At 68.9% G+C, this 14,272-nt stretch carries 10 protein-coding genes and 1 pseudogene; 3 read left to right on the top strand and 8 right to left on the bottom strand.

Annotated elements, in window-relative coordinates:
• Positions 1 to 312, top strand: a pseudogene (locus DN771_RS27390) (hypothetical protein); the annotation flags it as partial.
• An 88-nt stretch (positions 313 to 400) separates the two neighbouring features.
• Here the strand turns inward: DN771_RS27390 and ahcY are convergent.
• From ahcY to DN771_RS27355, 7 genes are read right to left on the bottom strand one after another with little or no spacing between them, the layout of a single operon-like run.
• Entirely contained in the window at positions 401 to 1,900 is a 1,500-nt protein-coding gene (ahcY, locus tag DN771_RS27385; RefSeq protein ID WP_117000757.1) for an adenosylhomocysteinase, read from the bottom strand.
• 14 nt (positions 1,901 to 1,914) lie between these two features.
• Complete coding sequence (locus tag DN771_RS27380) at positions 1,915 to 2,157, bottom strand: Trm112 family protein (protein ID WP_117000756.1); 243 nt, start codon at positions 2,155 to 2,157, stop codon at positions 1,915 to 1,917.
• Positions 2,158 to 2,216: 59 nt separating this feature from the next.
• The gene (locus DN771_RS27375; protein ID WP_117000755.1) at positions 2,217 to 3,569 is read right to left on the bottom strand and encodes a phosphohexomutase domain-containing protein; all 1,353 of its coding nucleotides are present in this window, start codon (positions 3,567 to 3,569) and stop codon (positions 2,217 to 2,219) included.
• A gap of 54 nt (positions 3,570 to 3,623) precedes the next feature.
• A complete protein-coding gene (locus DN771_RS27370; RefSeq protein WP_117000754.1) occupies positions 3,624 to 6,743 on the bottom strand; it encodes a hypothetical protein in 3,120 nt (1,039 codons plus the stop codon).
• 41 nt (positions 6,744 to 6,784) lie between these two features.
• The gene (locus DN771_RS27365; RefSeq protein WP_117000753.1) at positions 6,785 to 9,583 is read right to left on the bottom strand and encodes a 6-pyruvoyl-tetrahydropterin synthase-related protein; all 2,799 of its coding nucleotides are present in this window, start codon (positions 9,581 to 9,583) and stop codon (positions 6,785 to 6,787) included.
• Positions 9,584 to 9,596: 13 nt separating this feature from the next.
• On the bottom strand, positions 9,597 to 10,322 hold the full coding sequence (locus DN771_RS27360) for a CPBP family intramembrane glutamic endopeptidase (RefSeq protein ID WP_162942486.1): 726 nt from the start codon (positions 10,320 to 10,322) through the stop codon (positions 9,597 to 9,599).
• Positions 10,323 to 10,380: 58 nt separating this feature from the next.
• Positions 10,381 to 10,638: a DUF3499 family protein gene (locus tag DN771_RS27355; protein WP_162942485.1), complete on the bottom strand. Its 258-nt coding sequence runs from the start codon at positions 10,636 to 10,638 to the stop codon at positions 10,381 to 10,383.
• Positions 10,639 to 10,753: 115 nt separating this feature from the next.
• Between DN771_RS27355 and ftsH the strand changes: the two genes are divergently transcribed.
• Positions 10,754 to 12,754 carry an ATP-dependent zinc metalloprotease FtsH gene (gene ftsH, locus DN771_RS27350; protein WP_117000750.1) on the top strand — a complete coding sequence of 667 codons (2,001 nt, stop codon included), beginning with the start codon at positions 10,754 to 10,756 and terminating at the stop codon, positions 12,752 to 12,754.
• A gap of 102 nt (positions 12,755 to 12,856) precedes the next feature.
• The gene (locus DN771_RS27345) at positions 12,857 to 13,780 is read left to right on the top strand and encodes a type IV toxin-antitoxin system AbiEi family antitoxin domain-containing protein (protein WP_162942484.1); all 924 of its coding nucleotides are present in this window, start codon (positions 12,857 to 12,859) and stop codon (positions 13,778 to 13,780) included.
• A gap of 58 nt (positions 13,781 to 13,838) precedes the next feature.
• On the opposite strand, the gene DN771_RS27340 is transcribed toward DN771_RS27345, so the two are convergent.
• The gene (locus DN771_RS27340) at positions 13,839 to 14,258 is read right to left on the bottom strand and encodes a thioredoxin domain-containing protein (RefSeq protein ID WP_117000748.1); all 420 of its coding nucleotides are present in this window, start codon (positions 14,256 to 14,258) and stop codon (positions 13,839 to 13,841) included.
• Positions 14,259 to 14,272 lie beyond the last annotated feature (14 nt).

Here is a 14,272-nt window from a genome sequence, read left to right as displayed (position 1 = left end):
CCGATCAGCCGCTGGCGAGCGATGCCGGCATCAACGCCAGCCGCCGAGCCGCTTGAGCATCCCGCCCCCCGGCCCGACGCCCAGACCGTGATCATCGACCGCGACGGCAAGCTCTACGCCAACGACCTGGCGATCCACGTCGGTGTCCGCTGGGCAGGCACCGAAGCCATCGTGATCGTCGACGCCTTCTACGCCACCATCTTCGCCGGCGGTGAACTCGTCCGCCACCTCAAGATCGACCACAGCCGCCGCTACCAACCCAGCCGCCAACGCCGCGGCGGCCCCCGCCAACCCCGCCGGGTAACGTCATGAACTGTCACCCATGTTCCGCGACACACGTGTCACCGATGTTGCGCGACAGAACAGCGACGCTGACCGTCACGGAACGCGCCCAGAACGCTCAGTACCTGTAGTGCTCGGGCTTGAAGGGGCCGGCGGGGTCGAGGTCGAGGTACTCGGCCTGCTCGTCGGTGAGCTTGGTGAGCTTCACGCCGAGGGCGTCGAGGTGGAGCCGGGCGACCTTCTCGTCGAGGTGCTTGGGCAGCACATACACGCCCGTCGGGTAGTTCTCCGTGTTGGCGAACAGCTCGATCTGGGCGATCACCTGGTTGCTGAACGAGCAGCTCATCACGAAGCTCGGGTGCCCCGTGGCGCAGCCGAGGTTCACGAGACGGCCCTCGGCCAGGATGATGATCTGGTGACCGTCGGGGAACTTCCACACGTCGGTGCCCGGCTTGAGCTCGTCACGGGTCGCGCCCGAGCGGGACAAACCGGCCATGTCGATCTCGTTGTCGAAGTGTCCGATGTTGCAGACGATCGCGTTGTGCTTCATCGCCGTCATGTGCTCGACGGTGATGATGTCGGTGTTGCCGGTGGCCGACACGAAGATGTCGGCGAGGTCTACGACGTCTTCCAGCGGCTTGACCTCGAGACCCTCCATCGCCGCCTGCAGGGCGTTGATCGGGTCGATCTCGGTGACGATGACGCGGGCGCCCTGGCCGCGCAGCGACTGCACGCAGCCCTTGCCGACGTCGCCGTAACCGCAGACGACGGCGACCTTGCCGCCGATCATCACGTCGGTGGCACGCGAGATGGCGTCGACGAGCGAGTGACGGCAGCCGTACAGGTTGTCGAACTTCGACTTGGTGACCGAGTCGTTGACGTTGATCGCGGGGAACAGCAGCTCGCCCTCGCCGTGCATCTTGTACAGACGCTTGACGCCAGTGGTGGTCTCCTCGGTGACGCCGCGGATGCCGGAGGCCATCCGCGTCCACTTGTTGGGGTCGGTCTTCAGCGACCGCTGGAGCAGGCCGAGGACGATGGCGAGCTCAGGGTTGGACGCCGACGTCGGATCGGGCACCTCGCCCGACTTCTCGTACTCGACGCCCTTGTGCAGCAGCAGCGTGGCGTCGCCGCCGTCGTCGAGGATCATGTTGGCGCCGTTGCCTCCATGTCCTGATGTGGCGTCCCCGCCGGGCCAGGTCATCATCTGCTCGGTGCACCACCAGTACTCCTCGAGCGTCTCGCCCTTCCAGGCGAACACGGGGACGCCCTGCGGGTTCTCGGGCGTGCCGTTGGGGCCCACCACCACGGCGGCGGCGGCGTGGTCCTGAGTGGAGAAGATGTTGCAGCTTGCCCAGCGCACCTCGGCACCGAGCGCGGTGAGCGTCTCGATCAACACGGCGGTCTGGATCGTCATGTGCAGCGACCCGGAGATGCGAGCGCCGGCGAGCGGCTTGGACTCGCCGAACTCCTTGCGGATGGCCATCAGGCCGGGCATCTCGTGTTCGGCGAGGAGCATCTCCTTGCGGCCGAACGGGGCGAGCGAGAGGTCGGCGACACGGTAGTCGTGTCCGGCAGCAAGGGTGCCTGCGTGGCCCGAAGGCGCAGTGGTGGTCATTGGTGAGGAACTCCTCAGTCGGGAACGGTGAACGTCGGTGGAATGCTCTCGGCTTCGACGCGAGCGAAGAGCCGCTCGGCCTCACCGGGTTCGAGGCTCTGCGCCTCATCGACCAGCATCACCGGAATGCCGTCGCGCACCTTGTACACCCGCTGCAACCGAGGATTGTAGAGGACTTCGAGGTCCTCCAGGTAGTACAGGGGGCCTTTGTCCTCGGGACAGGCGAGCAGGGCGAGCAGTTCCGGAGCGACGGCCATAGGCCGACCAGTCTGCCGCGACCGGCCCGGGTTGCGAACGCCCCCGGCGCCACGTGTCCTCAGCTGGTGATGAGCAGGAGGAGCTCGGCGACGCGCGTGTCGCACTCGTCGCGGGTCTCGGCCTCGAGGTTGAGGCGGAGCAGTGGTTCCGTGTTCGACGGGCGCAGGTTGAACCACCACGTCGGGAACTCCACGGTGAGACCGTCGAGGTTGTCCTGCTTGCCGCTGCTGAGCGCCTGGCTGACCCGTTGCGTCACCGCCTCGACGTCGTCGACGCGCGAGTTGATCTCGCCGCTCTGCGAGTAGCGCTCGAAGGGCACACGGACCTTCGACAGCACGTCCTCACCACGGGTGAGCTCGCCGAGCAGCTGGACCGTGGCGATGAGGCCGGAGTCGGCGCCGTAGTTGCGGGCGAAGTAGTAGTGCGCGGAGTGCTCACCACCGAAGACCGCCCCGGTCTCCGCCATGCGCTGCTTGATGAACGAGTGGCCGACGCGGGTGCGGATGGGCACACCCCCGTGCTCGCGGATCACCTCGGGCACGGCCTTGGAGCAGATCAGGTTGTGGAGGATCGTGGCGCCCGGGTTCGTACGCAAGGTGGCCACCGACAGCATCGCCGTGGTGGTCGAACCGCTCATGCCGGCCCCGGTCTCGTCGACGACGAAGACCCGGTCGGCATCGCCGTCGAACGCCAGGCCGACGTCGAAGCTGCCGGCGGTGACGCGAGCCCGCAGGTCGGTCTGGTTGGCGGGCTGCAGCGGGTCGGCGGGGTGGTTCGGGAACGTGCCGTCGAGCTCGCCGTACATCACCTCGAGATCGAAGACGCCGAGACGCTCGAACACCGCAGGGACGACGAGGCCGCCCATGCCGTTGGCGGTGTCGGCAACCACACGGCGCGGTCGCAGCTTGTCGATGTCGACGAACGACACGACGTGCTCGACGAAGTCGGGCAGCAGGTTCTCGCTGTGCCGCCGGCCGGGCGACGACGCCGGAGCGGGACCGCGGCCATCGAGCACCTCGTCCGCGATCTCTTTGATCTCGGTGAGGTCGACGGGCTTGGCACCAGCGAGGCAGAACTTGATGCCGTTGTACTCGGCGGGGTTGTGCGATGCCGTGAAGATCGCACCGGGCAGGTCGCGGCTGCCCGAGGCGTAGTAGAGGAGGTCGGACGACGCCAGGCCGAGCTCGATGGCGTCCACGCCCTGGGCCCGGACACCGTCGATGAACGCATCGACCAGCTCGGGTCCGGACGGGCGCATGTCGCGCGCGACCAGGATGGCTCCGGCAGACGTGGTGCCACCGGCACGGCGGGCGAAGGCGACACCAAGGGCGCGGGCGATCTCGGCGTTGAGCTGATCGGGGAACGTGCCACGGATGTCGTACGCCTTGACGATCTCGTCGAGTACGGACATGACGGCCAACAAGCTACCCCGCGCCACCGCTGACTGCTCCGGTCGGCGCCGGTGTCATCGGGAATCGTCGGGTTCGTCGGGACGATCGAACGACGACCAGTCGGGTGTGGGAGGTGGTGTGGCAGGAGGTATGGGCGGCGGGGGTGCGGGAGCGGCGGGGAGGGCGCCGGCGGAGCCCGGTGGGAGGGGTGTGGGTGGCGGCGGCGAACTCAGGAGCCGGTCAGGCTCGGGCTCGGACTTTGGCTCGGGCTCGGCCGGCGGAGGCGCCGACGGACCGGCGGTCGGGATCATCGGCGTCACGGCGAGGGTGCCGGCCCCGACGGTGGCCGCCCCGTCGAGGCGGGGGAAGCGGACCGAACCCCGGATGCGGATCACCACGGCAGCCGCCAGACCGATGATGGTCATCCCGTAGAACACCCAGTCGAGCGTCGAGCGCGAGTCGTACGTCAGCTCGACGTGCTCGGATGTCGGGACCACGACCATGAAGTTGGGGGCGACGCGATACGGCCCGTCGGCACCCTCGACGTTCCAGTTCGGGAAGTAGCTGACGCGGACGAGGACCGGGACACCGATCTGGTCGACGTCGAACGACACCGACTGCTGCTCCTGCACGACGTTGGTGACGGTGACCTCGTCGAGCTGGCGGGCCTGGAACTCGGAGGCCGGCTGCACGATGTTGACCCGCCGCGTCGTCGACGACGTCGGGTCGCCACATTCATCGGTGCCCTGCCCCTGCGGCTCCTGGCGGGCGGGATCGACGGCGACGTCGATGCGCTGCCACTCGTCGGGCCCGTCGGCGGCCGGAAGCGCCGCCCACTCGCTGCGTTGCTGGAACCACGACGTGCCCAGCTCGAGCCAGCACTCTCGCTGGTCGCCGGTCCGTTCGTTGACGACGACCGGCTCGGTGTCGAGCGGGACGACGAGGTCGGACCCAGCGACGGCGTAGATGTGCCACGGTCCGCTCGTGGTGATCGGCGTCAGCTCGGGCTGGGCGTCGGCATCGGCGATCGCCTCCGGCGTCGCCACCATCACGTAGTTGATCCCGAGGGCCTGGACGAGCGGCACACCGATCGCCGCGTCGCCGATGGTCTCGCGAACCTGGCGGACCGGGCTGCCGGCATTGGTGGACATCGCGTCGACGGCGATGAAGTGGTACGGCGTGGTGCCCGACGCCTCGAAGAACAGACCCTCCGACGAGGCGATGCAGCCGTCGGTCCAGTACGGCAGCAGCATCAGGGCCATCGACGTGCCGTACGCCCGGTCGCTCTTGTCGTCGAGGCGCTCCCACATCGCGCGGCCGCAGCCGAGGTCGGGATCGGCGCCGATTCCCGCCATCGTCTGCATCAGGTCGTAGTACTCGGGATACGAGTCGCGGCCCTCGTAGCCTTGGAAGTTGTACGCGGTCCAGCCGCGCGCGCGGTCCCAGTTGTTGTAGGTGGTGCGGGCCCTGGCCGGCCCCCAGGCGTACTCGCGCACCGTTTGCTGCGAGGCCGCGTCCTGCACCGACTTGTGCGTGCCGAACGGGAGCACCTGGTACACCCAGCCGAAGATCACGAGCACGACGAGGGCGGCGATCGCGAACGTGATCGACGCGGCACCGACCCCCTGCTCGGCGCGGGCCGGGCGGTTGCGGACGGCATTGACGAGGAACCCGCCGAGCTCGGCGGCGCCGACCATCATCATCAGGTAGCGGGTGAGGTAGAGCCAGGGCAGGACGCGCGGGTTCCAGAGCAGCCCGATGATCGGCAGCCCGTCGTGGGCGAGGTAGACCATCGCCCCGGCCACGATGACCGTCAGGCCGAGGGCGATGCCGTACACGTGACGGCGCAGCACCATGGCGAACATGCCGAAGATGGCCAGCGAGTTGACGATGAAGTCGATGGCCGGCTTCTGGTCGAACAGCATCTCCCAGTACGACCCCCACGCCGCCGGAGCATCCTCCGGGTACGGCGCGTACTTCATGTCGGTCATGTACTGGTGGTTGAAGAGGAAGGGGCCGACCCAGAAGGCGGAGAGCGCCAGGGTGAGGGCGCCGATCACGGCGGCGAAGGCGAGCCGCTTGACGAAAAGGCGGTTCTCCGGCAGCGACAGGCCGAGTTGCACGCACAGGACGACGAGCAGGACGACGGCGGCGAGCACCACAACCGCCGTCAAGACGTAGAGCGCCGAGCTCATCTGGGCGAGAAGCACGGTGAGGGCCACCGCAGCCGGCGACATGAGCAGCAGGTAGACGATCGTCTGCTGACTGGCGCGGCGGGCGACCTCGCCGGCGGCTCCCGACGCCTGGGCGACCACCCCACTGACCACTCGGGTGAACAAGCGCCACAGGTCCGCGCCGCTCCGGCACACGACGATGATGAGGGCACCGAGCATCGTGTAGATCAGCACGATGCCGTGACTGAGGCAGGCGAGCGCCAGGAGCGACGCCGCCCACACGGTGTACTTGCCCGTGTCGAGCGCCCGGCACAGGGTGCCGAGCCCGAGCATCATGAAGCTGACGGCGATCGAGAACGAGAACTCGCCCGCCATCGTCGACAGCACGTTGCCGCCGTAGATGTCGTAGCTCTCGTTGAGCAGGAAGCACAGCCCGGCGAAGGCGAACAGCTCGGGCATCGGATAGCGGAACCGGGCGAGGCGGCCGAACGCCCAGCAGCAGGCCGGAAGGGTCACGAGGCCCGAGACGGCGACGACCTTGAACGCCACGCCATAGGGCAGGAACACGTCGAGCCCGACGATGGCGAGCGCAGGGATCAGCATGTAGAAGCGGTAGATCGGGAACCCCGAGTACCAGTCCATGCTCCACCCCGACAGCTGCCCGTTGGGGAGCAGGTAGTCGCGCAGGAACGCCGGGCCCCACACGTGGGCGCCCATGTCGCCGCCGGTCGGCGTGGTCCGGTCGAAGATCAGGTCGTCGTCACCGAGATTCGCCCAGGCGAACGGGTTGAAGTGGACGATGCGCATCATGATGAACGTGGTGACGACGAGCGTCGCCACGGTCACCGCGGTGCGGATGATGCGGTCGTCGGGCCACGGGCTGCGCACCCACGTGCGAGGCCGGCGGATGATGCGCCGGCCGGCGCGGGCGAACCACGCGTCATCCGCCGCGGCGGGCTCGGCATCGTTGCGTGGGGCCCAGTCCGCGGGCGCGCGTGGCTCAGACAGCACGTCGTTCATGACAGTCGTCCATCATTGCAGGCACGGGGCGGAACCGAGGGTCAGTTGCGCTGCTGCGGCGTGAAGCGCACGGGACCCTTCACGATGGCGACGACCGCCAGCACGATGCCGAGCAGCGTGACACCGTTGAAGACGAGGTCGAGCGTCGAGCGGCCGAAGTCGAGCCGCACGTGGGTGTCGGTGGGCACCACCACCATGAAGTTCGGCGCCACGCGATAGGGGCCGTCCGCCCCCTCGACGGTCCAGTTGGGGAAGTAGCTCACCCGCACGAGGATCGGCACACCGGGACGATCGACGTCGAACTCCACCGACTGCTCGCCGATGTCGACGTTGGACACCACCACGGGGTCGAGGGCAACCGGGTCGATCTCCTGCACCGGCTGCACGATGTCCACCCGGTTGTCCACGTGGCGATCCTCGTCGACCTCGACGTCGATGCGCTGCCACTCGGCCGGACCACTGTCGGCGGGCAGGGCGGCCCACTCGTCGCGGTGCTGGAACCACGACGTGCCCAGTTCGAGATGCCGCTCGCGCTGATCGCCACCGCGCGGGTTCACCACCACCGGCTGGACCGTCAGCGGCACCACGATGTCGGAGTCGGCGACCTGGTAGATGTGCCACGGTCCGCTCGTGGCGATCTCGGTCAGCTCTGGCTGCTCGGCGGCCTCGGCGACGGCATCCTCGGTGCGCACCATCAGATAGCGGATACCGAGGGCCTGGAGGTACGGCACCCCGACGGCGGCGTCGTTGTCGGTGTACCGCAGCTGGCGCACGGTGTGCGACGACTTGTCGGACATCGCCGCCGAGGTGAGGAAGTGGTAGGGCGTCGTGCCCGACGCCTCGAAGTACACGCCCTCCGACGAGCCGATGCACCCGTCGGTCCAGAACGGCAGCAGCTGGAGGGCGAACGACGAGCCGTACTTCTTGTTGAGCTCGCTGTTGTTCTCGTAGAGCGCGCGACCGCAGCCGTACGTCGGGTCGTCGCCGAGACCGGCCATCGTCTGGATCAGGTCGTGGTACTCGGGATAGAGGCTGACGGCCTCGTAGCCCCGGAAGTTGTACGCCGTCCAGCCCTCCCCCTCCGTGCCCTTCGTCTCGCCGGCCGGCGCGTGGATCGGGCCCCAGGCGTACACGCGCTCCCCGTCGTCGGTGATGAACCCGCCGCCCGGGAGCACCTGGTACGCGAAGCCGATCACGATCAGTACGAGCAGCCCGCTCGTGGCCAGCCCGATCGTGCCGGCAGCCGTGGAGGCAGGCGTCCGCGCCGGGCGGTTGCGCACCACGTTTGCGGCGAGCGACACCACCTCGAACGCGCCGATCATCATCAGGAGGTAGCGCACCAGGTACACGAACGGCAGGACGCGCGGGTTCCACAGCAATCCGATGAGCGGGAGGCTGTCCCGGGTGAGGTACACGAGGGCGATCCCGACGGCCATCGAGATGCCGATCGCGACCGTGTAGACGTGGCGACGGACCACCGCCAGCACGACGCCGACGACGGCGAGGGTGTTGATCGCGATGTCGAGCGGCAGCTTCTGGTCGAAGAGCATCTCCCAGAACGACGAGTACATGATGCTCGGCTCGGCGGCGTACTTCGTCTCCGTCATGTACTGGTGGTTGAACAGGAACGGCCCGACCCAGAACGCGGACAGCGCGACGGCGAGTCCGCCGACGCCGAGGGCGTACAGGAAGCGCCGCACGGCGCGCTGACGGAGCGCGTCGCGGACGGGACCCGCCGCCTTCTGGAAGATCGCGGTCACATCGGCCCCGGACCGGCAGGCGACGATCGCCATCGCCGCGATCGCCGTGTAGATCAGGACGATGCCGTGACTGAGACACGCCAGCGCCAGCATCGCCGCCGCCCACGCCATGTGCTTGCCGGTCTCGAGACCGCGGATGAGCAGGCCGAGGCCCAGCATCATGCAGCTGATGGCGATCGAGAAGGAGAACTCGCCGGCCATGGTCGACTTCACGTTGCCGCCGAGGAGGTAGTAGCTCTCGTTGAGCACGAAGCACAGCCCGGCGAACGCGAACAGCTCGGGCATCGGATAGCGGAAGCGGGCGAGCCGCCCGAACGCCCAGCAGCAGAACGGCAAGGACAGCATCCCCGACATCGCCACCACCTTGAAGGCGACGCCGTAGGGGAGGAACGAGTCGAGCATCACGATGGCGAGGGCCGGCGTGACCATGTAGAAGCGGTAGACGGGCAGCCCGGCGTACCAGTCCATGCTCCAACCGCTGAGCTGTCCGTTGGGGATGAGATGGTCGCGCAGGTAGGCGGGCGTCCAGACGTGGGCACCCATGTCGCCGCCGGCGGGCGTGCTGTCGAGGAAGATCAGATCCTCGCCGCCCACGTTGCGCAGCCAGCCGAGCCACGACACGCGATCGCCGATGGCGTAGAGCGGGTTGAAGTGGATCACCCGCATCATCACCCACGTGGTGACCGCGAGGGTGGCGGCGGTGAACAGCGTGCGGACGATGCGGTCGGCCGGCCAGGGCGCACGGGCCCACCGCAACGGTCGGCGCAACACCCGGAGCACGGCGCGGGCGGCGAGCGGACGGGGTCGTTCGATCTCCTCGGGGACCGGCGGCGTGGGGTCGGGGTCGGTCCACGGCGGTGGCGCCGGGACGAGCGCGGTCGACGAAGTCGACGAAGTCGACGAAGACGACGCGGTCGACGCGGTCGACGCCGGTACCAGTTCGGTACTCGCCGCCGGCGCGGCGGCGAGCAGCTGATCGATCGACGGGGCGTCCGAGGGCGGTCCGAACACGCGGTCGAACTGCTCGGCGAAATCGGGTGCGTCGGGGTCGACGTCCGGTGGCGCTTCGTCGGCAGGCATCAGGTGACCGGCATCAGTTGTAGGCGAGTATCAGCCCGGTGACGTTGAACCCGACGTGGGCGGCGATCGCCGGGCCGATCCGACCGGTGGCGAGCAGACAGGCGCCGAAGACCAGCCCGGCGGCCAACAGGCCCGGGTACTCCACCGGCTTGAAGTGGATGAGCATGAAGAACGCCGACGCGATGACCCAGGCGGCCACCGGATCGATGCGGGCCGCCAGCGAGCCCTGGATCATGCCGCGGTAGACGAGCTCCTCGACGATCGGTGCGCCGACGCACACCATCAGCACGAGCAGCACCGCCGACCCACCGCCGGCTCGGTCCACCAGATCCTTGGCCGTCTCGGACAGCTTGTCCTCGTTGAACGTCGCCGGCCAGAAATGGTCGAGCGGGAGGTACACGAGCGGGAGCACGACGAGTTGGGTGAGCACGCCGATCGGCACGCCGAGCACGTCGACCGGCTTGACGCGGACGCCGTAGTCGGCGGCGAAGCTCCCGGTGCCGGCCGCGCGTGAGGCGAACACGAGGCCACCGATCATCGCCGACCAGCCGAGACACTGGGCGAGGAAGAGCGCCCAGATGGCCGCCTCGTCGACGTTCTCGTAGCCGGCGGCGGACAGCACGATGACGCCGGCGACCTGCGCGACCAGCCATCCGCACACCCAGACGGCTGCGGCGACCGGGACGTCGATACGCCCCCCGGCACTGCGCAGCGCTGTTCGTCGGGGCTGGAGTGGCACGGCCAACCAACCTACCGACGCCGCACGCTGGGGCGCGGGCAGGGACGGACCGGCCCGCTCAGCCGGCGAGGAGATCGCGAGAGACCGCAGCCGCGCTGAGACGACGGTCGAGCAGATGCCAGCCGAGCGGCACCTTGAGCTGCTCGGCGTGACGCCGGCAGAGGTCGTAGTCGTGGGGATCACGCTCGGCCGTCAGCTCGTCGAGCCAGACCTGTGATGCCCGGTACTCGTACGTGAGGGTGACGACGGCGGCCGCCGAGCACGTGGGCCGGGAACACTGCCGATGAACTCGCGGAGCGCCAAACGACTGACTCACGAGGCGGAACAGTAGGGGATGCACCGGGGGCTCGGCGCGGATCCCGAACCTTGGAGCTCGCTGGGAATGGGTTGCTCGCCGTCTGGCTGCCCGACAGCGGGCGTATCCTGGGGACATGAGTAACCTCCCTCCGCCGCCTCCCCCGCCGCCCCCGGGCCGCGGCCAGGCCGGTGGTGGCCCCCCTCGCAATCCCTTCGACCGCGGTGATCGCCGGCCCAACCAGTCCAACGGTGGTGGCAACGGCGAGCCGCCCAAGCGTCCTGGCTTCCCCCGCTGGGCGCTCTACGTGCTCGCCGCCGTCCTCGCCCTCGCCCTGCTGGTGCCCAGCATGTGGCCTCGCGACGAGGGCGACAAGATCACCTACAACGAGTTCCTCACCTCGGTCCGTCAGGGCGAGGTCTCCAACATCACGATCAACAACTCGAGCAGCACGATCACCGGCGAGTTCACCGACGGCACCGAGTTCCGCACCACCGGGTCGAGCGATCCCGTGGTGTCCGAGCAGGACATCAACCTGTTCCGTGAGAACGACGTCGACTTCGAGTTCAAGACGCCGAGCAGCAACTGGTTCCTGAGCATCGCCGGGCTGCTGCTGCCCGTGCTGCTGATCATCGGCTTCTTCGTGTGGATGCAGCGCCGGGCCGCCGGGCAGATGGGCAACGTCATGTCCATCGGCCGCAGCCGGGCCAAGGCCTATTCGCAGGACAAGCCGTCCACGACGTTCGCCGACATCGCCGGCTACGAGGGCGTGAAGCAGGAGATCACCGAGGTGGTCGACTTCCTGCGCATGCCCGAGCGGTTCCGGGAGATCGGGGCGCGCGTGCCCAAGGGCATGCTGCTGGTCGGCCCTCCGGGAACCGGCAAGACGCTGTTCGCCCGCGCCGTCGCCGGCGAGGCCGGTGTCGGCTTCCTCTCGGTCACCGGTTCGGACTTCATGGAGATGTTCGTGGGCGTCGGCGCCAGCCGGGTCCGCGACCTGTTCCAGCAGGCCCGTCGCATGGGCCGGGCGATCATCTTCATCGACGAGATCGACTCGATCGGCCGCAAGCGCGGTGCCGGTCTCGGCGGCGGCCACGACGAGCGCGAGCAGACGCTCAACCAGATGCTGTCGGAGATGGACGGCTTCGAGACCGCCGAGGGCATCGTCATCCTCGCCGCCACCAACCGGCCCGACATCCTCGACCCGGCGCTCCTGCGCCCGGGCCGCTTCGACCGCCAGATCGTCGTGCCGCTCCCCGAGTTCGAGGAGCGCAAGGCGATCCTCGAGGTGCACGCCCGTGACAAGCGCATCGGCGCCGACGTCGACCTGGCCACGATGGCCAGGGCCACGCCGGGCATGTCCGGTGCCGACCTGGCCAACCTCGTCAACGAGGCGGCGCTCGTCGCCGTGCGGCGCGGCTCCAAGGAGATCGCCCGCATCGACTTCGAGAACGCCCGCGACCGCGTCGTGCTCGGCGCCCAGCGCGAGAGCCTCGTGATGTCGGCCGACGAGCGTAAGGCCACGGCGTTCCACGAGGGCGGCCACGCCCTGCTGTCGACGGTGCTCCCCCACGGCGATCCGCTGCACAAGGTCACCATCCTCCCCCGCGGCATGGCGCTCGGCGTCACGTGGAGCCTGCCGCAGGAGCGCCACACGTACTCGAAGGAGTTCTTCGAGGACACGATCTGCAAGGCGATGGGTGGCCGCGTCGCCGAAAAGCTCGTCTTCGACCACGTCAACTCGGGCGCCGCCAACGACCTCGAGCAGGCCACCGGCATCGCCCGCCGCATGGTGCGCGAGTGGGGCATGAGCGACCGTGTCGGCCCGATGGCGTGGAGCAGCCAGCAGCAGGTCTTCCTCGGCGAGGATCTGATGTCGGCCGGCCGCGAGTACTCCGACGACACGGCCAAGCTGCTCGACGAGGAGATCGCCCGCATCCTCACCGATCAGGAGGCCCGGGCCCAGGCGCTGCTCACCAAGCACCGCCGCGGTCTCGAGCTGATCGCCGAGGCGCTGCTCGAGCAGGAGACCATCGACGGCCGCGAGGTCGCCCGGCTCATCCAGCAGGGGCTCGCCGAGACCGGCGACGGCTCCCCCATCACCCTCAACCTCAACTTCACCGAATCCCACCTCTGAGCGCCCAGCTTCTGGGCGCGTTCCGTGCCAATTCGGCTTCGGCGTCCTGCGCCGCGAAACATCCTTTTCCGTTTCGCGTGTGCGGGCGCGCTCCGGGGAGGTGTGAACCTCCAACTGCTCGAGACCTTCGCCCGTCGGCATCACGGCCTCGTCACCCTTGACGCCGTCCTCGCGTCGGGTCAGTCACGACGCACGTGGTACCGGGCGGTCGAGTCGGGGCTCCTCGTCCTCATCCATCCGGGGGTGGCGCGCGTCGCCACCTCGCCCACCTCCAGGCTGCAGCGGATCCATGCCGCGGTCCTGGCGGCTGGTCCTGGTGCCCATGCCTCCCATCGCACGGCGTGCGAGCTGTGGGGCATCCCGCGACCGGTGACCGACCCGATCGACGTGATGACACCGAGCCGCACACGGCACCCGAAGGAGCTCGACGGCGTCGTGATGCACCGACCCCGCGACCGCGTCGACCTCGATCCGGTGTGGCGTCACGGCATCCCCACGTCCAAGCTGCTGCGCTGCCTCACCGACCTCGGTGCCGTCGACGCCGAGAGCGTCCACGCCGCCGTCGGGCACGTCTTCACCGAACGGTTGGCATCGGGCGCCGCGCTGCACTGGGCCACCCGCGCCCATTCGCGCAAGGGACGCCACGGTGTCGTCGCCCTCCGCGGCGCCCTCGAGGAGTGGCTCCTCGACGGCAAGCTGCTCGACAGCGACCTGGAGATCGAGATGAAGAAGCTTCGCTCCCGGTTCCCGTTGCCACCGATGACGTTCCACGCGATCTGCGCCGGCTACGAGGTGGACTTCCTCGTCGACGGCACCAACGTCGTGATCGAGTGCGACAGCCTCGAGTTCCACGACAAGCGCCGCGAGGACTTCGAGCGTGACCGGCGCAAGAAGGCCGACCTCGCCGCCGCCGGCTACCTCGTCGTGCCGATCACGTGGCGGCAGCTGACCCGTCAGCCGAAGTGGGTCGTTGCCGTCATCACCCGCTCGGTCCGCGGCATCCAGGCTTCTGGGCGCGCATCGTGACGGCTGACCGTCACGATTCGCGCCCAGATGCAGAACAGCGACTCGCTGCGCGCGTCGCTCAGTCGGGGGTGCGTTCGGCGGCGACGGCGGCCCACAGATCGGTCGCCGTGACCGGGCCCAGGAAGTGGCGTTGCACCACGCCGTCGGCGCCGGCGATCACCACCAGCGGCACCGAATCGATGCCGTAGCGCTTGTGGGTCTCGCGGTCGGTCGGGAACTCGACGGCGACCACGGCCACGTCCTCGCTCTCGAGGATCTCCACCTTCGACCGCACGTCCTTGCACGCGTCGCACGTGGCCGACGTGAACACGGCGACCAACCACGGCGCGTCGGGCCGGGGGAAGTCGGCCCGATCGAGCTGGGTGGGGACCCTGCCGGCCCCGCCAGTCGGCGCGTCGACCGTGCGGCGACGGCGCAGCCACAGGGCGAACAGGCCGGCGACCACTCCGATCGCCAGCGCGATCAACAACCGTTCCACGGCGTGAGGGTATC

Origin of the sequence: Desertimonas flava (genome assembly GCF_003426815.1) — a bacterium.
In the GTDB taxonomy this organism is placed as follows: domain Bacteria; phylum Actinomycetota; class Acidimicrobiia; order Acidimicrobiales; family Ilumatobacteraceae; genus Desertimonas; species Desertimonas flava.
The sequence above is the reverse complement of the archived record's forward strand: the minus strand, read 5'-3'. Positions and strand labels throughout refer to the sequence as shown.

Coding starts and splice junctions, on each gene's coding strand:
- ahcY (WP_117000757.1), bottom strand. CDS start 1,900: ATGACCACCACTGCGCCTTCGGGCCACGCAGGCACCCTTGCTGCCGGA.
- DN771_RS27380 (WP_117000756.1), bottom strand. CDS start 2,157: ATGGCCGTCGCTCCGGAACTGCTCGCCCTGCTCGCCTGTCCCGAGGAC.
- DN771_RS27375 (WP_117000755.1), bottom strand. CDS start 3,569: ATGTCCGTACTCGACGAGATCGTCAAGGCGTACGACATCCGTGGCACG.
- DN771_RS27370 (WP_117000754.1), bottom strand. CDS start 6,743: ATGAACGACGTGCTGTCTGAGCCACGCGCGCCCGCGGACTGGGCCCCA.
- DN771_RS27365 (WP_117000753.1), bottom strand. CDS start 9,583: ATGCCTGCCGACGAAGCGCCACCGGACGTCGACCCCGACGCACCCGAT.
- ftsH (WP_117000750.1), top strand. CDS start 10,754: ATGAGTAACCTCCCTCCGCCGCCTCCCCCGCCGCCCCCGGGCCGCGGC.